The organism is Paenibacillus sp. J22TS3 (assembly GCF_018403205.1).
Taxonomy (GTDB): Bacteria; Bacillota; Bacilli; order Paenibacillales; family Paenibacillaceae; genus Fontibacillus; species Fontibacillus tuaregi.
Window position 1 is genome coordinate 1 of record NZ_BOSF01000008.1, and the last position, 20,263, is coordinate 20,263.

The following is a 20,263-nucleotide window of genomic DNA, read 5'->3' on the forward strand; positions in this document are numbered from 1 at the left end:
GCCCCCCTCAAGATGAGATTTCCCAATAGGTAAGACCCCTTGAAGACGACGAGGTAGATAGGCTGGGGGTGGAAGTGCAGCAATGCATGGAGCTGACCAGTACTAATCGGTCGAGGGCTTATCCAAAAATACCCGAAGGACGCAGTTCCTAGAAGGGTGCGCAAGTTCGTTTCGTATCTAGTTTTCAGGTGATCAAGCCTGAAATAATGATATTCCCTGATAGCTCAGTTGGTAGAGCACTCGACTGTTAATCGAGTTGTCACAGGTTCGAGTCCTGTTCGGGGAGCCATATGGAGAGGTGTCCGAGTTGGCCGAAGGAGCACGATTGGAAATCGTGTAGGCGTCACAAGCGTCTCGAGGGTTCGAATCCCTCTCTCTCCGCCATAATATTTTGTAAGGCCCGTTGGTCAAGGGGTTAAGACACCTCCCTTTCACGGAGGTAACAGGGGTTCGAATCCCCTACGGGTCATCACTTTCTTTAACAGCTTCAAGTGGGGATGAGAATCCATCAGGGTTCGTCGGAGCATAAACTTCGTTAGCATCCACTTCGTAGTCTCATTCGAAGAATGAGTATCCCCTACGGTTATCACTTTCATTAAAAGTGATTTTACACTTGATTTACAGAAGGTTCATCTGGTAACATAAAGATTATGTTCAACCTATGGAGGCTTAGCTCAGCTGGGAGAGCATCTGCCTTACAAGCAGAGGGTCGGGGGTTCGATCCCCTCAGCCTCCACCATAATATACTTTTACTGACGCGGGGTGGAGCAGCCCGGTAGCTCGTCGGGCTCATAACCCGAAGGCCGCAGGTTCAAATCCTGCCCCCGCAATTGTTTTACTAGTGTGGAGCCGTGGTGTAGAGGCCTAACATGCCTGCCTGTCACGCAGGAGACCGCGGGTTCGAATCCCGTCGGCTCCGCCATTAACATCCTTGTGTATCGGGATGAGAATCCACTAGGATTCACTGAGATACAAACAATTATTAAAATTATGGCTCGGTAGCTCAGTCGGTAGAGCAGAGGACTGAAAATCCTCGTGTCGGCGGTTCGATTCCGTCCCGAGCCACCATGATTCTTTACACCGTGCCGGTGTAGCTCAACTGGTAGAGCAACTGACTTGTAATCAGTAGGTTGGGGGTTCAAGTCCTCTCGCCGGCACCATTTATATGGAGGCTTAGTGAAGTGGCTAAACACGGCAGACTGTAAATCTGCTCTCTACGAGTTCGGTGGTTCGAATCCATCAGCCTCCACCATTTATAGGGGCATAGTTTAAAGGTAGAACAACGGTCTCCAAAACCGTTGGTGTGGGTTCAATTCCTGCTGCCCCTGCCATTTCTTATTTCAACTGAATCTTATGGCGGTCGTGGCGAAGGGGTTAACGCACCGGATTGTGGCTCCGGCATTCGTGGGTTCAAGTCCCATCGATCGCCCCATTTAATTTTAATGGGGATTAGCCAAGCGGTAAGGCAACGGACTTTGACTCCGTCATGCATAGGTTCGAATCCTATATCCCCAGCCATTTTAAATATGCGGACGTGGCTCAGCGGTAGAGCATCGCCTTGCCAAGGCGAGGGTCGCGGGTTCGATTCCCGTCGTCCGCTCCATTACATGGCGCCATAGCCAAGTGGTAAGGCACAGCTCTGCAAAAGCTTTATCCCCAGTTCAAATCTGGGTGGCGCCTCCATTTTATTTTCTCTGGTATAACAACATCATGTGCATGCGCCCTTAGCTCAGCTGGATAGAGCGTTTGACTACGAATCAAAAGGTCAGGAGTTCGAATCTCTTAGGGCGCGCCATTTTCTCTAATTGAGAAATCTATGATGTGCCGGTGTGGCGGAATTGGCAGACGCGCGCGACTCAAAATCGTGAGGGAAACCGTGGGGGTTCGAGTCCCTTCACCGGCATTTTATATCAAGTAAACCATGAACTTTAGTTCATGGTTTTTTTATTTGTTTTCACAATATCCTGATCTTATATGAAGTAATTTTACATTTCGTACAACTTTTTACCTGATTGTGCTGTTCTTAATAAGACAGTACATATTTCAGCCGGTGAAAGGGGAAGACGTTATGAACGAAGGACAGCATCAAATTTCAAAAAGAAAAGGCAGGAGGCTTAGCCATAGCCATAAAGCACTGTCTGTTGCGGCGGGAACGTTGACGCTTGTACTATTGCTGACTCCAGCCGCTGTATGGGCGGATTCAAGTTCAACAACCAAGATAGATAGCGCAAGCAGTGCATCAGGCAGCACAACTGTAAGGGGATCAGCAACAGGCAGCACAGCTAATTCACCATCTGTTGTCAGTGACAAGGTTCCCACTGGAGCGAAGATTTCCTCCGCCCAGGCCGAAAAGCTGGTTCTAGAGATGTTCCCGCTCTTGTCCAAAGCAAAGTTAACCTCAGTTTCTTTTGGCGATACGAATAGATACCCTGTCGATTATGATAAGAAATGGAATTTGGAGTATACCTACCAGTACGGTAATAGTAGCATGGGATTTGATGCTCGGGTTGACGGAGTAACTGGGGAAGTTCTTTCTGTCAATCTTCCAGAGCGTCTTATTCAAACATACAGTAGGCCGGATGCGGCGAAGGTGGATGAGGCTGCTGCTAAGAAAATTGCGTTGGAATGGATCGCCAAGAAGGTTAAAGGTCTGGATACCACAACGTTGAAGGAAGATGCTCCATTTTACATGGGGAATAACTCTCTGTTTGGATCACAAAGCTATTATTTCTCTTTTGATGTGCCTGTAAATGGCATAATTTCTAATTATGAGAAACTTCAGGTCACTGTGAATTATAACGGTGAAGTCACCGGTTATTATAGGAACAAGTCTTTTTCTGCATACCCATCCTCTAAACCAGCTATTTCCTTGGAAGCAGCGGAGAAAACTTTCAGAGAAGGACTGGAGATTGAACTTGCATATGTTCCAGATCAAATGTTCAGTAGACAACCAGCCAAATATTTCTTAGGGTATGTTCCTTCCCAGAATTCAGCTAACAGCATTGATGCACATACAGGAAAGAAAACAGTATTTCCGCCTACGGATCAACTAGAGCCTGAGTTTAAGCCAGAATCAATTCCGGTTGGTAAAGGTGCTGTCTATGCAACCTCAAAAACGCCTATTCTAGACGATGATGCGGCTGTAGAGCGGCTTCATGCTTTGGTGGAAGTCCCTAAGAGCTATGCGATAGTGAACAAGCAGCTTTCTAAATCGGGAAGAGACAACCAGAAAGTCTGGAATTTATCATTAAATCAAAAGCAAGATAATAACGGTTTCACCAATGATAGTATTTTTGCTACGATTGATGCGGAGAATGGACGACTGGTTTCTTTTAATTACAATGACTACGGTCCAAAGCGGAAGGAGTATAAACCTTCAGGTAAAATTATTACCCCAGCAGAGGCCAAGGCCAGAGCACTTGAGATTGTGCAGAACCTGATTCCAAATGCGAGTGCTGAGTTCAAGCTGACAAGTGTAACCAACCGGGATCCGAAGGACCCTTCAAGCACTTATGTATACAGTTTCAAGCGTTATCTTAACGGAATTTTAGTGTTCAATGATTTCGTGAATTTGAGTCTCAGCTCAGATGGGGCCGTTCGGGACTTCTCCACATCAATTAATGCGGATACTTCATCCCTGCCTGCTTCGAAGCCGGCCATCTCCAAAGAAGAAGCCAAAAAACGTTATCTGGATGATACAAAGCTGGAGTTAAGATACGAGTCTACTGGCGGATCATATCAATTGAATGGAAACGTAATTCCTGAAAGCAATAAGCTGGTATACGCCCCGATCCCTGTTAACGGGGAGGACACTTACTATTCCTTTGCTCCTATTAACGCAATTACAGGCGCAAGACAGGAAATATACTCGTCTACCGGGGAAACCAAGCTGAAGGAAGTCAAGGACATTCAAGGTCATCCTTTGGAGAAGGCATTGACTGAACTGGTAAAGTATCGGGTTCTTGTTCCGGATCAGGATGGCAAGGTTAAGCCAAATGAACCGATTGCTCAAGGAGACTGGATGATCATGGCTTCTAGAGCGTACTATCCTGATTTGGAGAACTACTATGGAAGCGAGGACGGGCAGCCTATAGGCGGAATTGAGTTTGGAACGGAATATTACAAGGCAATCCAAACATATATAAGTAATAATTGGATCACTATTAATCCGGATATTCCCCTGAACCTGACTAACAAGTTAACTCGTGAGCGGTTGGCTGAATATTTGGTGGAGATGCTTCATTATAAGAAGCTGGCCGATTTCTACAGTCAGCCATCAGATCTTGCAGGTGTCTCCGATGCGGCAAGTATCTCCAATAAGGGAGATGTCTCTATTGCTTTGAGGCTCAAGCTCATGGATGTGAAGGATGGCAAGTTCGAGCCGGATCGTATTGTCACACGGGCGGAGGCAGCCGATGTATTAATTCGGTTAAAAGCTCTAATCGGAAAAACCGACAGCTTCCTGGAACAGTTCAGATAAGAGAACAAGTGCGATTATAACTGAAGATTAAAGATCAGCCAGCCCCGGTAATCTTAGGATTCCGGGGCTGGTTGTATTTATAGGGAGCGATGGGATAGTTATGGGTGGTGAATTTCAGGGGACTTGCGATCCTAATGTTCATCAAGCGATTGGACACGCCGAATTGAATAGAGCGCTTGGGGATGAATCAGGCCAGGGAACTCTCTATCTAAGGCCCCGGGGTATACTCGACCTTAGTCCAGTATAAAAAACCGTCCTCGGTCCGTTTTGGGAAAACACGATAAGGCCTAGAATAAAGACATAAGGTTGATATAAAAGAGAGGCGGTGAATGAAATGAGAACTAACAAACCAAACGGATTTGCTATCGTACTTATTGCACTCGGGGTGCTGATTCTGTTAGGAAAGCTAACGCCTTTCTTCGGTAACTTGTTCGGCATTCTGATTGCTGTCGTAATGATCGGACTGGGTTACTACGGAATCCGCAGAGGCAACGCATTCTTCGGCTGGATTGTTCTTGTCATCGGTGTGTTCTCCCTGATCGCAAAGCTGGCTTGGATTATCGTGCCGGTTCTTGGTATCGGTTTGATTGTATACGGTATTTCCTCGCTCAGTAATAAACGGAGTTACTAATACACAGGACAATAAGGTTAGGAGGGAATAGAACGATCATGAGTGTGTTTAGACGTGTAAGAGATATAACTGTTGCGACATTGAATGAACGTTTGGAGCAATCACAAGATCCGGTTCAACTTATCGATCAGTTTCTGGTTGAGACCCGGCATGAAATAGCTGAAGCTGAGAAGCTTCATCATCAATATTCGGGTCATACCCGGCAGTTGAAGCAGCAGGTCGATCATGCGTCCTCAATGCTTAGCAAGAGAGAAGAGCAGGCGCTGCTGGCACTGAAAGCTGGCGAAGAACATCTGGCCAAGCTGGCGCTGCAAGAGAAGCTGTTGTATGAGGAGAAGCTCGAGCAGTACTCCGAGCTCTATACTCAAAGCCTAGAAGCGCTGCAGCAGCTGGAAGCCCAGTTGAATGAGCTTAAAACAGAGTACCAGGCTGTTTATAACAAACGTCAATATTATTACGCGAGAATGGAAACACTTCGACTTCAGCAGAGAATGAATCAACGTATGGGCAGCCATGGAACACAGGATGTGCCTAAGATGTTCAACCGCCTCGAAGATCGGGTATCTGATATGGAATGGGAAGCCCGGAGCCTGCGTGACCTGCGCAAGGCCGGACAGGATCTCTTCAATCAGGCTGGAAGCGCGATTCAATCTACTCTGGAACAGGAGCTGTCGCGTCTTAAACAGAAGCTGAACAAGCGAGGAGAGGAGTAGTTAACATGGGCACTTTATACCGTTCCCGGCGGGACCGGTGGATTACCGGTCTATGTGGGGGGCTTGCAGAGTCCTTTGGTGTCAATGTCGGCGTGCTTCGGCTGCTGACGGCCATAAGTATTCCTTTTTCCGGCGGGACTACGATCCTGATTTACCTCATCGCCTCACTGGTGATTTCCAAAGAGCCATATGTTCCATATGATCCTTACCAGCATGGTGGATGGCAGGGCGGAGGTTATGGTCCAGGACCAGGGCCAGGGCCAGGAGGTTATGATCCAAGAGATCCGCGGTACAACCAGCGGCCTCCTTATGGCAACAATCCGTTTGGCGGGAATTCTTATAACGGCAACCCGTTTGGTGGGAATCCGTTCCAAGGAGGGCCAACGAGTGGTGCCAGACCGGCGGGTTCATCTTTCAGAAGCCAGGAAGAGGCCTCTAATTTGGACTCCATGATGGAAGACATTGAGAAGAAAGCCATGAAAAAAGAATTGGATGAGCTTCGCCGTAAGCTGTCCAAATATGAGAAGGGAGATTTATAAAATGGGAGTATTTAAAAGAATTAAAGATATTACAAAAGCGTCGGTAAACGAGCTGCTCGATAAGGTTGAAGATCCAATTGTAATGCTGAACCAGTATCTTCGTGATATGGAAGCTGAAATCCGGGATGCGGAAGTTACCGTAGCCAAACAAATTGCCAACGAGCGCCGCATGAAACAACGCCTGGAGGAAGCATACCGTGTATCCTCACAGCGTGAAGCTCAGGCCGAAGCTGCACTGAAGAACGGCCAAGAAGAAATTGCACGCCGCCTGCTTGAAGAGAAAATCCATTTTGATCAAAAACAAACGGAATTTAGAGATCTTCATGCTCAAGCGGAGATTCATGCCGCTGACCTGCAGCAGCAGCTCCATGACATGAAGGACGAATTTTACAAGCTGCGCAATAAACGTAATGAGCTGGTGGCCCGTGCTCAAATGGCCAAAGCTAAGAAGCAGCTGGCTCAAGCGAGCCCGCTTAGTACAATTGAAAGCGGCGGAGCAGCTCTTGGATTCAGCCGGATGGAGGAGAAGATTCTTCAGATGGAAGCTGAAGCCGATGTGCTTGGAACTCCCTACCGCCCTAGCGCGGCAGCAGGCTCCTATATCAGCCCTGCGGACGCTGAAAAGCAGCTTCGGGTCGAAGAGCAGTTGAATGCGCTCAAGTCCAAGCTGAACCCTACGGCGACAAAGGAAACTGCGACTAAAGAATAACTATCCGTTTTTAAGGGGAATATGGTATTCTAATTGAGGTGAAGCCATACGGTACATAATACCGTTATGGCTTTTCCGAGCTTTATGGATTAATGAGATCAGGCCTATTCTTATGAGTGGCAATCTTTTATACTAAGACAGGGGGTGCAGCATGGATAAGAGGAAATCATTTTTGGCCATCTTGCTAATTGGCTTCGGGATATTACTGTTCTTTGGTCAAGGTATAAACTTCCTTACCCTTGTAGCCCTTCTGTTTCTTATACTTGGTGTCTATAAAATCCGTCAGGGTGAGGACACGCGTACCGGATATGTGCTGCTTGTGGTAGGCAGTGGGCTGATCCTGCTTGAGCATCTGATGCTCGTTGTGGCGATCGTTCTGATCTCGCTTGGTCTGTTCTATGCCAAGGTGAAGAAGATGCTTCCACGGGGGGATCATATCCAGAAGCAGAACTTCATTGCCGGAGTACATTGGGACCGGGATCCTTGGAACCTTCGCAGTATCAGCATGTGGCATGTGTTTGGGGAACACGATATTGACCTGTCCCTGGCAATCGCTGAAGAGCGGGAGAATATTATTATGTTCCAAGGTGTAGTAGGGGATATGGATTTGGTTATTTCGGACGACTATGGTGTGGAGATCGAGGCCTTTGTCATGTTCGGGCAGATTGAGTTCGGTCCTGACAAGGAAACAGGCATGGTAAACAGATTATACTGGCGTTCTCCCAATTATGAGGCCCAGGATAAAAAAGTGAAAATTATGATCTCCTACCTGGTAGGCGATATTGATATAAGGTTATCCTAGAGAGGAGGGGAGTCCCTGATGAGAAGAAGAAAACCGGTAAATATGATATCACGCAGCATGCGTGACGGGATTCTCCTGTCCTTCTTTTTGTTCGGTGCCATTATTTATTTGCTGGATACATACGGATATTTAAGTCCCACAGCCAAATGGACGAAAGTGGTTCAGGCTTCCATAACGGCAGGCCTGCTCTTGATTGGTGTTGGAGCAGTTTACGGATTCTATCAGGCCTATAATATAAAACGAAGGATGGACTTGTTAAGAGATTCGCTTCTGCAGTGGGAGAAGGGGAATCTGGCAGGCTCCGTGCCCGAGCTTGGCGAGGATGAGTTCGGAAGATTGGGTGAACAGCTGGACCGTATCAGCAAAAGGTGGGAGGAGCAGGTAAGCTCTCTGCAGCGTCTCTCCACCAATAATGCCCAGCTCGCTGAACAGGCCCGTATTTCCGCGATTGTAGAGGAGCGGCAGAGGCTTGCCCGCGAGCTGCACGATGCAGTCTCCCAGCAATTGTTTGCCATATCGATGACTGCTACCGCGGTGGGCCGGACGCTGGAGAAGGACTTCGATAAGGCACAGAGACAGGTGGAGCTGATTGAGGAAATGTCATCGGTCGCCCAGTCTGAAATGCGTGCCCTTCTGCTCCATCTGCGGCCCGTCTATCTGGAGGGCAAGGCGCTCTCGGAAGGTGTGGCAGAGCTTATCAGGGAGCTTAAGAGCAAGGTGCCCATGGATATTACACTGGAGATGGACAGCGATATCAAGCTTGTAAAGGGAATTGAGAATCACTTGTTCCGGATTATCCAAGAAGCCTTGTCCAACACACTCCGCCATTCCAGAGCGGATAAGATGGAAATTAGGATTCAGCAGCGTCCAGAGGCTGTCCGTGTGATTCTGCGGGATAACGGAGTGGGCTTCCAGATGGATGAGAAGAAGCAGACCTCTTACGGTCTGTCCAACATGCAGGAACGGGTGCATGAAATTGGGGGCTCCATTCAATTTATTACAGCTCCTGGAAATGGAACTAGAATCGAGATTACAGTGCCCATAATGAACGAGGAAGGCGGGGGAGATGAGAACGATGGAGACGGAAATTCCAATTAAAGTATTGCTTGTGGATGACCACGAAATGGTACGCATTGGTCTTGCCGCTGTACTTGGAACAGAGGATGGCATTGAAGTAGTAGGCGAAGCTAGCAGCGGCCAAGAAGGAATCCGGCTAGCACAGGAGTATAAGCCTGATGTGGTCTTAATGGACCTGGTGATGGATGGGATGGACGGGATCGAGACGACCCGCCAGCTGCTCAAGCTATACCCTGAATGTAAGGTTATTGTACTGACCAGTTATTTGGATGATGAGAAAATGTATCCGGTTATCGAAGCCGGTGCATTCAGCTATCTTCTGAAGACTTCAAGGGCTTCCGAGGTTGCTGAAGCGATCCGGGCGGCGGCAAGAGGACAATCCGTTCTCGAATCCCAGGTTGCTTCGAAGATGATGAACAGATTCAGGCAGCCTAAAGCCGAGGCTCCTGCCCATGAGGAACTGACCGAGCGCGAGATGGATGTCCTGCGCCTGCTGGCCCAAGGGAAATCGAATCAGGATATCGCAGATGACTTGATTATTGGAGTGAAGACGGTTAAGTTCCATGTCACCAACATACTCGCCAAGCTGCATGTGGAGGACCGGACTCAAGCCGCGATCTACGCATATAAGAACGGACTGGCTGAATAAAGCAGCCGTTATGATAATAAGGTGTAAGCCGGAGACTAAGGTCTCCGGCTTTTTTTCGATAGGCGGCAGGCGATAAGGTATAACGGCTTCTCCTTCAGGACATCCTGTTTCATAGAATGCTAGATTCGGATGAGAGGGTGCGAAGCAAATGATGGAGCGGTTCAGTGCTAGATGGATGGGTATAATATTGGTGATCGCATTACTAATGACGGGTGTTCTCGGATTTGTGAATTTGGAACCAAAGTCGGGACCTGCTGCTGAAGCTGTGGCCAATGCCGGCAAGCAATTGGATGCGCTGCTGGCTGTCGGGCATAAGGTTAGCCAGGAACCTCTTGATGTCATCATAAAATGGCAGGGCACATGGAATACTGACCGTAAGCCGGAGGAAGCTGCTGCAATGATAGCAGAGCATTTGGGCTTAGGTCGTCCATATCATACAATGGTTCAGGATCATCTTGTATACCGGGCTGAAGGGCTGAACACAGGGGCAAGAGTACAGATCTCGGTAACTCGGGGAAGCGCGCAGGAGCTGTATGCGGTGGCCCAAATCAAAGGGCTGAGTGAGGGCAATTCGTCTCAGCTTAAGGGAGTCCAGGCTCAGGCAGGTGAGAAATTGATTTCACTTGGCATGGATGTGAAGTGGAATGCGGCGGTTCAAGGCAGTGGGGACAAGCTGACAGAAAGCCGGAATACAGAGGGAAATATCACGGTTATGCTGGAGAAGCTGGAAAGACATGCGGGAGTCTTCTTCGAACTCCGGCGGGTTGAAGGGTTCCAAGACGGACGAACGGTATCGGAATCCTATGAAGTCCCGAATTTCCCCATATCAGTGCAAAGCGGGGGAAACAGCATTGCTCTTCAGATGGCTGTGCATGATAATACGGTAACCGGACAAAAAGAGTTTTCATTGGGCTCTCCGGTACTCACGGTGGAATACTAAAATGAACTTCGTCTGAATATCCCATGAAAATTGCAGTTTTCTGACTGCTTTTGTAGTGAATAGGATAGCATCCTTGGCACGAATATGCTAAAATTAATGGCACAAATGAAATAATTGGATGAGAATAAATGTTTTAATTTGTATAAATATACAACTATACTACATAGAAAGAAATGAGGAGCCATGGCTGAACAACAAAATCTAAATGCACTTAAAACCCCTGGAGCTGTATTTTTTATTTTTGGAGCAACTGGAGATCTGGCACGGCGTAAATTGTTTCCGGCGATCTATTCTTTGTACCGCGAAGGTAAGCTGGCTGAAGACTTCGCTGTGATCGGTGTGGCAAGACGCCCACGCACACAGGATGAGTTCAGACAGGATTTATACAATTCAATTCAGGAATTCTGCCGGTATAAAGTGCTGGATACCGCACACTGGACAAGATTCGCTGAGCATTTTGAATACAAGTCCCTGGATATTAACAACATCGATGGATACCATGAGCTTAAGGAGCAAACGGAGAGCTTGGAGCAGCGGTACAGTATTCCGGGCAATCGTCTGTTCTATTTGGCGCTTGCGCCAGAGCTGTTCGGAAATGTGTCCCTCAATCTTAAGAAGGGCGGCATGCTTAGCAGCAGTGGATGGCACCGTCTCGTGATCGAGAAGCCGTTCGGCTACGATCTTCTGTCAGCACAGAAGTTGAATGAAGAGCTCAGCCAGGTGTTCAAGGAAGAAGAAATTTACCGGATTGACCATTATCTTGGCAAGGAGATGGTTCAGAACATCGAGGTGATCCGCTTCGGAAATGCGTTCTTCGAACCGCTCTGGAACAATAAACATATTGCCAACGTTCAGATTACGCTGAGCGAAACCGTGGGTGTGGAAGAACGCGGAGGTTATTATGACCACGCGGGAGCACTGCGCGATATGGGGCAGAATCATATGCTTCAAATGCTGACCATGATTGCTATGGAGCCGCCAAGCCGTCTGCTTCCCGAAGATATCCGCGACGAGAAGGTGAAGGTTCTCCGTTCCCTTCGTCCATACGCTTCAGCAGCCGAGGTGGAGGAGAATGTGGTGCGCGCCCAATATACGCAAGGGGAAAGCGGCGGACAGAAGCTTCCAGGTTACCGCGAAGAGGACAAGGTTGATCCTAACTCCAACACGGAAACTTACTTCTCAGCCAAAGTGTTCGTGGATAACTTCCGCTGGGCGGGGGTTCCCTTCTATATCCGCACAGGCAAACGCCTGCCGGTGAAGACCACTGAAGTGGTGGTGGAATTCAAGAATATGCCTACGAACGTTTACCTGGGGCAGAAGCATACACTGGAACCAAACCTGCTTGTTATCCGGGTTAACCCTATGGAAGGCATCTATATCAAAATTAATGCCAAGAAGCCAGGCACTGAATCCCAGATTGAGCCCCTCGCTATGGAATTCTGCCAAAGCTGCCAAGTAGGCATTAACTCGCCAGAAGCCTATGAGCGTCTGATCCATGATGCGGCCGAAGGAGATTCCACTTATTTCACCCGGTGGGATGAAGTGGCGACAGCCTGGTCCTTCATCGACCGGATTGCTCAGGCATGGAAGCAGAATCCGGGCGATATCAAACATTATCCGGCGGGATCATGGGGTCCGCAGGAAGCCCATGACTTGCTGGCTAAAGACGGATTCCACTGGTGGCCGGTCAATGGCCAAGAGGAAGATAACGTAATTTGGATTAAGCAGGGATAAGGATATTCCGAAGAGAGGGTGTATGGCTTGCGCATAAGATGTGCTTATAGAAGCTTGATTGCCGTATTCCGCTTAAACCCTTAATATCCGTTCCAGACTATAACAATCTAACGGTTTGAAGCATCTCGTCCTCATGCATCTTTATGCATGGGGCGATTTGCGTACAGGCACAAAAAATATGGTACAATAGAACACATGACTTTGTGGAACGAAGGGATAAGTGAGAAATGAGCAAAGCATTGGACGAAGTGCTGCGGCAGGAAGTCGACAAACGCAGAACGTTTGCGATTATTTCCCATCCGGATGCCGGGAAGACAACACTAACGGAGAAGCTGCTGCTCTTCGGGGGAGCGATCCGTGAGGCGGGTTCGGTTAAGGCCCGTAAAGCCAGCAAGCATGCAACAAGTGACTGGATGGAAATTGAGAAGCAGCGGGGAATTTCCGTAACTTCTTCTGTCATGCAGTTCGATTATAAGGGACATCGAATCAATATATTGGATACTCCAGGTCACCAGGATTTCAGTGAGGACACCTATCGTACGCTTACTGCAGCAGATAGTGCAGTCATGCTGATTGACGTGGCCAAAGGGGTGGAGGCGCAGACGGTGAAGCTGTTCCAGGTCTGTGCCAAACGCGGAATTCCGATCTTCACTTTCATTAACAAGCTTGACCGGGAAGGACGCAACCCGTTTGAACTTATGGAAGAAATCGAGTCTGTGCTCGGTATCCGCTCTGTTCCAATGAACTGGCCGATCGGCTCGGGACGTGAGCTCTGCGGAGTATATGACCGAATGAAGAATCAGGTGGAGCTGTTCCAAGGAGACGACCACTCCCACATTGAAGTGAAGAAGGTATCGGATTACAACGATCCGGCGATCCGGGAGATGGCTGGGGAATATCTGCATGACCAACTGTGTCAGGATGTTGAGCTGCTCGATGTGGCGGGTGACCCGTTCGACTATGAGAAAGTAAGACGCGGGGAACTGACCCCTGTATTCTTCGGCAGTGCGGTGAACAACTTTGGGGTGCAGACTTTCCTGGAGAACTTCCTGGAGCTGGCTCCAAAGCCGGAGCCGCGTCAAAGCACAGCCGGTCTGATCGAGCCGACCAATGAGAAATTCAGTGGTTATATCTTCAAAATTCAAGCGAATATGAATCCGGCCCACCGCGACCGGATTGCGTTCCTGCGCGTATGTTCTGGCAAATTCGAGCGGGGCATGGCGGTTAAGCATGTGCGGGTAGGGAAGGAGATTAAGCTTTCCCAGCCGCAGCAGTTCCTTGCACAGGACCGGGACATTGTGGCAGAAGCTTATCCTGGCGATATTATCGGTCTTTTCGATCCGGGAATCTTCCGTATCGGAGATTCGCTGAGCCAGGGAAGCGAAATCGTGTTCGATGAGCTGCCTACGTTCTCCCCGGAGATTTTTGCCAAGGTTACCGTGAAGAATGCACTTAAGCATAAGCAGTACCAGAAGGGGATCGATCAGCTCACGGAAGAAGGAACCATTCAGGTCTTCAACACGGTAAGCTTTGATGATACGATTCTCGGTGTGGTTGGACAGCTTCAATTCGAGGTGTTCGAATACCGAATGAAGGGCGAGTATGGTGTTGACGTGCAGCTGCAGCGGGTTCCGTACCAGTTTGCGCGCTGGATTATCGATGACAAGATTGATCCGTCCAAGTTCCGGATTAACTCTCTCTTGGTGAAAGACAAAAAGGATAATTACGTCGTCTTGTTTGAGAATGAGTACGCGATGAGAACAGCTATGGAGAAGAATCCTACGGCTAAATTTTTGGAGACGGCTCCTTAAACCGGTTATAGCAATAAGAAGGAAATCCCTCCCCGTGCCGCGCACGAGTGAGGGATTTTTGTACGTTAATAGCATCCTTGCGTGCAGTTGAGCAAACTGCAGCAGGATTTTAACGCAGCGGTTTGAGTTCGGTGTTTTTAATCTGCTGGCTAATCACGTGGACCAGCTCGTCCTGCTGCTGGTGGCCGATATTTTTCCAGACCATTTCAAACATCACACCCAGTCCAGGCAAAGCGGCTTCTTTTCCATCCACAGAACCCTCGATCATATCCCGAAGCCCATTCTCATCGGCTCCATGGATTTTATGCATGACAGCTTGTCTAAGATCCAGCATGATTCCCACACGAATTCCTCCTTAATGTGTATTTACATTGCAAGGTCCGCATCTTACTGTTCCCGATTAGGGGGCGTCAAATTCAAGTTAATTGTGGAGTGTGATATACTAAATTATTATACATACCGGACAGGTGGAGATATGACGTGGGTAAGAAACAGTTTGCAGTAATCGGCATGGGCCGGTTCGGGTTCAGTGTAGCTAATTCCCTGAGCAGTATGGGATTTGACGTACTTGCTATTGATTCGGACGAGCAGCGGACTCAGGCGGTCTCCCATATTGTTACGCATGCCGTCACTGCGGACTCGACTGAGGAGGAAGCACTGCGTGCGCTAGGGGTAAGAAATTTTGATGTTGTCGTAGTGGCTATCGGGGAGAATATTCAAGCCAGCATTCTGACCACATTAATACTGAAAGACCTGGGCGGGCCTGTTATCGTGGTAAAAGCCAAAAATGAGCTTCACGGAAAAGTGCTTCAGAAGATTGGGGCGGACAAGGTCATTTATCCGGAAAGGGATATGGGGCAGCGGGTTGCCCATCATCTGGTATCCCCGAATATTCTTGACTATATTGAGCTGTCGGATGACTACAGCATTCTCGAGATTAAAGTGAACTCGGCTATGCGCGGTAAAAATCTAATTGAACTCAACCTTCGCGCCCGGTTCGGGTGCAACGTGATGGCAATCAAGAACGGGACGAAAATGAACATTTCTCCGGACGCTTCTTACCGTCTGCGTGACGATGATATTCTTGTTATTGTCGGTGAGAAGGGGGATCTAACCAAGCTGGAGCTGGCTTACTCTCAAATTTAAAACTTAGGATGAAGAACATATGGAAATTATCTCACCGCAAAATGTGCGGGTTAAAGAATGGGCCCAACTGCTCGAGAAAAAGCACCGGGACAAGCAGCAGCGGTATATCGTGGAGGGCATTCATCTTGTACATGAGGCGCTGAAGTCCCGGGCTGAAATTGAATTTATCGCCTATTCGCTGGATCATGGGATACCTGCCGAGCTTGCACAAGCTTCGGCAGACAATCATGCCGCAGAATGGATTGGCGTTTCGGATGCGGTCATTGCCAAATGTACAGAGACCAAATCGCCTCAGCCCGTGTTTGCGGTGCTTCGCAAGCCGCGCAGCCGGATTGAGGATCTGCTGGAGCAGGGGAATGGACTGGTTGTTGTCCTGGATGGTGTGCAGGACCCCGGGAATGTGGGAACGATTATTCGGACAGCGGATGCCGCGGGAGCGAGCGGGGTTATCGTAGGAGCTGGCTGTGCGGATATCTACAGTCCGAAAACCATTCGTTCCACGATGGGATCGCTGTTTCATCTTCCGATTGTGTCCGGTGATTTGGCCGAAGTGCTTCCTCAAGCCAAAGCCAAAGGCTTCGGGCTAGCAGGCACCAGCCTTCAAGCGGCAAAGGTCTGTTATGAGTACGACTTTACTGGTCCGACCTGGCTGCTCTTCGGAAGCGAGGCAAGTGGCCTGTCGGCTCCGGTTCAGGCTCTGTTGGACGACGCGCTAATTATACCGATGAAAGGGCAGTCGGAATCGCTGAATGTGGCTATGGCCGCATCGGTCCTGCTGTATGAGGCTTTGAGGCAGCGGGAGTTTTCAAATAAAAATAATTCCTGACTAATTCCACAATAACTGTCCCTGAATAAAAATTAGTGTCCAAGCAAGACTAAAGACTGGCAAATGCACGGGTAATCCCCCGAGCTTTTCTCAGTCTTTTTCTCAATCTTTGAAGCCCATCTCAAACATTTTTTCAACCATCTCCCCAAGCCATATTTCAAGCCCAGCAAGGCTTTTCTCAAATTTAACTCTCACTTGAATGGACACGAATTATTATTTCGTTTCGTTCACAATTGAACCAGTTCTTTTCTAGTTTTCTGCTTTTTTAAACTGACATGATTGGACATTAATTATTATCTTGAAAATAGGGTGAAGGCCTTGGGGGACAAGGGGTTGGGACGTGTTGGCAACGGCAAGTTTTGGGACAGTAATTTTTTGTGGATTATAGGAGTGTTCCAAGTAAGAGACGTTTTATTAATGTGAGTTATAACAATACTCACATCGATGCTGGCCACTTATCTGGGGCATTGAAGCTTTTAGGGGGAAATGGACGTTCAAGTAATCCGATAATTATCCCGTTAGATAAAGTTTAGCATAATAGCTTTAGAGATATTCAAGGGAAAAGAACTCTTCCACTCGGAAACTAAACGATAATTGGAAAAAAGATCTCTGAAGGAGGTTGATTCACATGGCAATCCAAATAAACTTAATATCGTAGAAAATAAGGTTAAATCAAATGGGAGTTGATTTAAGCGAATTAGACGGACATAATGAAGAAAGTAATTAGTTGAAAACTTGGATTTAAGCTGGGTATGGAAGAGGTGCAAAGTAATATTAACTTAAGCATTTCAAAGTGAAAATAACAACAAGCTAAGACAAATAGATAAAATGTCGAGGTGAAATATGAAACTTGAAGAAAAATCTATAAAGTGGGCTCTTAAACATTTACAAATCGAAAAAGATACAGATTTATTTCCAAGTCCAAAAGAAATTATTGCATTCTCTGAGAGTGCAAATAATATAATTGCTGAGTTGAAGGATTATGATATAACACAACATAAATTTAGCCCTTCAAGAAGATTTGTAATTCCTAAAACGGAGCTTTCTTATAGAACTGCAACTCAGCTAGATCCAGTAGACAGCTTGTTATTAGCTGCAGTTATTTACGAATATGGGGATTTAATCGAAAAACGGAGGAGGCCTGTAAAAGAGGAGAGTGTTTTTAGTTACCGTTTTGCTCCTCTAAAAAATGGAGTATTTTATAGTGATGAGAACTCCTGGAAAGACTTTTGGAGGTCTTGTTTGATAAAGTGTAAGCAAAAAAAATACATAGTACAAATGGATATCTCGGATTTTTATAATCAAATTTCGCACAATACTATAGAAGATCAATTGAGAGAGTCTTTATTCCCTAATGACATTATAGAATTTATTATGAGATTGCTTGGGGACATCACTAAGACAGTACCTAGGGGAATACCAATAGGTCCTCATTCATCACATCTACTTGCGGAAATGGCTTTAATCCCTATAGATGATAGTTTGTTTTTAAAAGGAATGGAATTTTGCCGTTATGCCGACGATATATATGTCTTTTGTAATGATGAAAAGGAGGCGCAAATTACAGTTCTTCGTATGGCTGAAATACTGGATAAACAACAAAGGCTGATTCTTCAAAAACAGAAAACCTGTGTATACAAAGATCATGAATTTTCTGATCTATGTAACAGAATGTTGAATGATAACTCATTAAGTGAAAATGAGCATCAGATGATTAGTGTATTAAGTAAGCATACCTCTGGTCCTTATCAAAGCATTAACTACAAAAGCTTAGACCAAGATGAGCAAGACTTGTTTTCTGATGTAAATATTCGTGGCATAATAGATAGTTATCTAGAAGATGATGAACCGGACTATAAGAAAATTCGATGGATATATAGAAGGTTGGGGCAAATTGGCGCACCAAATGGAATTGAGTATACTCTGTTAAATATTCAGCAACTGGTACCTGCAATTAGTGATGTGTGCCATTATTTAATATCTGCAAGCAGGAATTTCGAGGATAACTTTTTAGTTCTGGGAGATCAAATCGTTACTATACTAGATGATGATCTTATTAAGGCAAACGAGTATTTCTACATAGCAATTTTAAATTTATTTTCAAGCAATGCAAAATTAAATCATTTAAACAGGCTTTTGGCTTTATTTAAGTTTTCATCATCTGAGGTCAGAAGGAAAATTATATTTGCTGCCTACGAGGCAGGGGCTTCAACTTGGATTAGAGAACAAAAAGAAAATTTTTCAACATTAGACCCCTGGAGTCGAAGAGCTTTTTTAATAGCTTGTGCGATTTTACCGGATTATGAGAAAAACAAGTACTTATTGCACATAAAAACAAGTCATGCACTTTCATTATCGGAGCGCTTTGTTCTCGAGTGGTCTTTGAGAAAGACAGTGGCAAGTGAAAGTTCTACTGATATCCAATTAATAAAGACTAAAAATGTAGAAAGGAATAATTCTACTGTGAATAGAGAAGTTATTAAAATATTATTTTTTGCGGCTAATCCTATAGGTGATTCATTGCGTTTAGATGACGAGGTAAGGGATATTGAGGACCGGATTAGTAGAGCAAAGCACCGTGAGAGGTTTAATTTAATTTCAAAGTGGTCGACTAGAACGCATGATCTTTTGCAATCTTTAAATGAATATAAACCACAAGTAGTGCATTTTAGCGGCCATGGAAGCGATAAAGGCGAATTAATTCTACTTGATGAAAAAAGTGAGCCTAAGATTGTTAGTTTGGAAGGTATAGTTTCATTATTTAAGGTTACGTCAGGTTATGTCAAACTTGTGATTTTTAATAATTGTTTTTCATCCGCAATGGCTGAAGCTGTAGCAGAGCACGTTGGGGCTGCTATTGGGATGAATGATGCAATTGGTGATTCAGCAGCACGTTTTTTTGCATCACAATTGTATTCTGCATTAGGTTTCGGTCTTTCTCTAAAGGAGGCCTTTGACCAAGCGTTGGTGAATATAAAACTTGAAGGTGTTCCAGATGAAAAAGTTCCGGTATTGTATAGCAAGAAGGGGCTGGATGTTAACACTTTTTATCTATTATTTAATCAGGATGAGGAGTTTTTACATATTTAAGAGTACAAAATATTCATTAGTACATGATAGGCATTAACATTGCTTTATCTCGATCCATCTTATAATAATCATGTTATAAACAGTCTCAAGCAGTCATTATAAAAAAGCAGCCAATAACAGACTGGTTTTGTCTCAAATGATCTTAAAACTAACAAATTAGGTTGTTACAATTCAACTTGATTCCGCCAAAAAGCAAGAGGCAGAGATACTTTTATTAAGGCTCTCTGCCTTTTGCTTTTAAGATCTCTTTTACCCTAGTTCAAAATCCCCACGGAGCCTGTAAGGTATAACTTTCTCTCTTCGGAGTCATATACATTGAGGGGCATAGCTCTTCACTTTCGATCACAATTGTGATTAATCCCTCTTCGGGGCTTGTTTCATGCCATTCCCTTTTTTCCCAAAATACAGCGTCACCTGCTTGGACTGAGGCAGTTTCACCTTGCCCCCCACTGAAAATCCCCTCCCGGAGAGAATTAACAGTAGCTGGGGGATAACTGCTTGGTGCATTCCAATCTTTCCGTTTTCTTCCAAGTACATGCATCCGATATGAGCAGCACTTGGTAATTGTGCTGCCGAACTCCTTGCTAAAGCTATACAGCTCCATCATAGGCCTCCCATCCGGCTGCGGCGATGCAGTTCTCGGATGCATTGCTTGAAGAGGGCGTGTTCGCTCAAGGTATTGTCTATCCAACGGTGGCGATGGACAAAGGCAGGGTCAGATTGATTATAACGGCAAGTTATACAGAAGACGATCTGAATTTTGCTCTGGACCGGCTTGAGCGTGCTGGAAAACGATTGGGGCTTATATAGCCCTGATCGTCTTTTTTAATTTTAAGGCTTACAGCATTGCCTAATGCCGTAACATCCGGATGGTGGAGGGTAGAATCTGGCGATCTGAGAGCGGAGTGATGACCAGAGGAGTGATGTGGCGGTTATTCAAGCTTACAGATGCAGACAATAACTTCTCAGCCTAATTGCTTCAGTCAAGAAGTTTTCACTGGTCTTGAGCAGGTCTGGTCAGTCTGTGATCTGTTCTGGGATTAGGGCATGACATTGAGCTGGATTAACGCGTTAACATAGTTTATGGCATTTTCCAGATTTATCAGTACTATTTAA

The 20,263-nt window shown here is 46.3% G+C and carries 16 protein-coding genes, 16 tRNA genes, 1 rRNA gene and 1 pseudogene; 32 read left to right on the forward strand and 2 right to left on the reverse strand.

Features of this window, described 5'->3' with window-relative positions:
• From KJS63_RS21150 to KJS63_RS21285, 28 genes are all read left to right on the forward strand, one after another.
• Positions 1–126: ribosomal RNA gene (locus KJS63_RS21150) — 23S ribosomal RNA — on the forward strand; the annotation flags it as partial.
• An 87-nt stretch (positions 127–213) separates the two neighbouring features.
• Positions 214–289, forward strand: a tRNA-Asn gene (locus KJS63_RS21155).
• Positions 290–292: 3 nt separating this feature from the next.
• Positions 293–384: transfer RNA gene (locus tag KJS63_RS21160), tRNA-Ser, on the forward strand.
• 13 nt (positions 385–397) lie between these two features.
• Positions 398–469: transfer RNA gene (locus KJS63_RS21165), tRNA-Glu, on the forward strand.
• A 194-nt stretch (positions 470–663) separates the two neighbouring features.
• Positions 664–739 (forward strand) — tRNA-Val (locus KJS63_RS21170).
• Positions 740–756: 17 nt separating this feature from the next.
• Positions 757–830: transfer RNA gene (locus tag KJS63_RS21175), tRNA-Met, on the forward strand.
• Between the two features lie 15 nt (positions 831–845).
• Positions 846–922 (forward strand) — tRNA-Asp (locus tag KJS63_RS21180).
• Positions 923–992: 70 nt separating this feature from the next.
• Positions 993–1,068: transfer RNA gene (locus KJS63_RS21185), tRNA-Phe, on the forward strand.
• Positions 1,069–1,084: 16 nt separating this feature from the next.
• A tRNA-Thr gene (locus KJS63_RS21190) sits at positions 1,085–1,160 on the forward strand.
• 7 nt (positions 1,161–1,167) lie between these two features.
• Positions 1,168–1,252 (forward strand) — tRNA-Tyr (locus KJS63_RS21195).
• Between the two features lie 5 nt (positions 1,253–1,257).
• Positions 1,258–1,331, forward strand: a tRNA-Trp gene (locus KJS63_RS21200).
• 25 nt (positions 1,332–1,356) lie between these two features.
• Positions 1,357–1,432 (forward strand) — tRNA-His (locus KJS63_RS21205).
• A gap of 11 nt (positions 1,433–1,443) precedes the next feature.
• A tRNA-Gln gene (locus tag KJS63_RS21210) sits at positions 1,444–1,518 on the forward strand.
• A gap of 10 nt (positions 1,519–1,528) precedes the next feature.
• Positions 1,529–1,603, forward strand: a tRNA-Gly gene (locus KJS63_RS21215).
• A 6-nt stretch (positions 1,604–1,609) separates the two neighbouring features.
• Positions 1,610–1,683: transfer RNA gene (locus KJS63_RS21220), tRNA-Cys, on the forward strand.
• A gap of 35 nt (positions 1,684–1,718) precedes the next feature.
• Positions 1,719–1,795 (forward strand) — tRNA-Arg (locus tag KJS63_RS21225).
• A gap of 28 nt (positions 1,796–1,823) precedes the next feature.
• Positions 1,824–1,903 (forward strand) — tRNA-Leu (locus tag KJS63_RS21230).
• A 165-nt stretch (positions 1,904–2,068) separates the two neighbouring features.
• Entirely contained in the window at positions 2,069–4,480 is a 2,412-nt protein-coding gene (locus KJS63_RS21235; protein WP_213620957.1) for a YcdB/YcdC domain-containing protein, read from the forward strand.
• Positions 4,481–4,814: 334 nt separating this feature from the next.
• The gene (locus KJS63_RS21240; protein WP_068620166.1) at positions 4,815–5,111 is read left to right on the forward strand and encodes a LiaF transmembrane domain-containing protein; all 297 of its coding nucleotides are present in this window, start codon (positions 4,815–4,817) and stop codon (positions 5,109–5,111) included.
• A gap of 38 nt (positions 5,112–5,149) precedes the next feature.
• Positions 5,150–5,824, forward strand: coding sequence for a PspA/IM30 family protein (locus KJS63_RS21245; RefSeq protein ID WP_213620958.1), 675 nt, complete (start codon positions 5,150–5,152; stop codon positions 5,822–5,824).
• 5 nt (positions 5,825–5,829) lie between these two features.
• Complete coding sequence (locus KJS63_RS21250) at positions 5,830–6,363, forward strand: PspC domain-containing protein (RefSeq protein WP_213620959.1); 534 nt, start codon at positions 5,830–5,832, stop codon at positions 6,361–6,363.
• A 1-nt stretch (position 6,364) separates the two neighbouring features.
• The gene (locus tag KJS63_RS21255) at positions 6,365–7,072 is read left to right on the forward strand and encodes a PspA/IM30 family protein (RefSeq protein ID WP_068620163.1); all 708 of its coding nucleotides are present in this window, start codon (positions 6,365–6,367) and stop codon (positions 7,070–7,072) included.
• Positions 7,073–7,223: 151 nt separating this feature from the next.
• Positions 7,224–7,874 (forward strand): cell wall-active antibiotics response protein LiaF, encoded by a 651-nt coding sequence (gene liaF / locus KJS63_RS21260; protein WP_213620960.1) that lies wholly within the window; start codon positions 7,224–7,226, stop codon positions 7,872–7,874.
• An 18-nt stretch (positions 7,875–7,892) separates the two neighbouring features.
• Positions 7,893–8,972 (forward strand): sensor histidine kinase, encoded by a 1,080-nt coding sequence (locus tag KJS63_RS21265; protein WP_213620962.1) that lies wholly within the window; start codon positions 7,893–7,895, stop codon positions 8,970–8,972.
• Positions 8,950–9,600 carry a response regulator gene (locus tag KJS63_RS21270; protein ID WP_068620160.1) on the forward strand — a complete coding sequence of 217 codons (651 nt, stop codon included), beginning with the start codon at positions 8,950–8,952 and terminating at the stop codon, positions 9,598–9,600. The genes KJS63_RS21265 and KJS63_RS21270 overlap by 23 nt, the downstream gene beginning before the upstream one ends.
• A 148-nt stretch (positions 9,601–9,748) precedes the next feature.
• Positions 9,749–10,540, forward strand: coding sequence for a YwmB family TATA-box binding protein (locus tag KJS63_RS21275; protein WP_213620963.1), 792 nt, complete (start codon positions 9,749–9,751; stop codon positions 10,538–10,540).
• A gap of 183 nt (positions 10,541–10,723) precedes the next feature.
• Positions 10,724–12,274, forward strand: a complete 1,551-nt coding sequence (gene zwf / locus KJS63_RS21280; RefSeq protein ID WP_213620964.1) for a glucose-6-phosphate dehydrogenase — start codon at positions 10,724–10,726, stop codon at positions 12,272–12,274.
• Between the two features lie 227 nt (positions 12,275–12,501).
• On the forward strand, positions 12,502–14,085 hold the full coding sequence (locus KJS63_RS21285) for a peptide chain release factor 3 (protein WP_213620965.1): 1,584 nt from the start codon (positions 12,502–12,504) through the stop codon (positions 14,083–14,085).
• A gap of 109 nt (positions 14,086–14,194) precedes the next feature.
• Here KJS63_RS21285 and sspI read toward each other — a convergent pair whose 3' ends face one another.
• The gene (gene sspI, locus KJS63_RS21290) at positions 14,195–14,428 is read right to left on the reverse strand and encodes a small acid-soluble spore protein SspI (RefSeq protein WP_082926996.1); all 234 of its coding nucleotides are present in this window, start codon (positions 14,426–14,428) and stop codon (positions 14,195–14,197) included.
• 137 nt (positions 14,429–14,565) lie between these two features.
• Between sspI and KJS63_RS21295 the strand changes: the two genes are divergently transcribed.
• From KJS63_RS21295 to KJS63_RS21305, 3 genes are all read left to right on the forward strand, one after another.
• Positions 14,566–15,231: a potassium channel family protein gene (locus KJS63_RS21295; RefSeq protein WP_213620966.1), complete on the forward strand. Its 666-nt coding sequence runs from the start codon at positions 14,566–14,568 to the stop codon at positions 15,229–15,231.
• Between the two features lie 19 nt (positions 15,232–15,250).
• Positions 15,251–16,057 (forward strand): TrmH family RNA methyltransferase, encoded by an 807-nt coding sequence (locus KJS63_RS21300; RefSeq protein ID WP_213620967.1) that lies wholly within the window; start codon positions 15,251–15,253, stop codon positions 16,055–16,057.
• 843 nt (positions 16,058–16,900) lie between these two features.
• A complete protein-coding gene (locus tag KJS63_RS21305) occupies positions 16,901–19,147 on the forward strand; it encodes a reverse transcriptase domain-containing protein (protein WP_213620968.1) in 2,247 nt (748 codons plus the stop codon).
• Between the two features lie 259 nt (positions 19,148–19,406).
• Here KJS63_RS21305 and KJS63_RS26320 read toward each other — a convergent pair.
• Positions 19,407–19,696 (reverse strand): annotated as a pseudogene (locus KJS63_RS26320) (cupin); the annotation flags it as partial.
• 81 nt (positions 19,697–19,777) lie between these two features.
• Here KJS63_RS26320 and KJS63_RS21310 point away from each other — a divergent pair.
• The gene (locus KJS63_RS21310) at positions 19,778–19,957 is read left to right on the forward strand and encodes a hypothetical protein (RefSeq protein WP_244862717.1); all 180 of its coding nucleotides are present in this window, start codon (positions 19,778–19,780) and stop codon (positions 19,955–19,957) included.
• Positions 19,958–20,263: the final 306 nt, after the last annotated feature.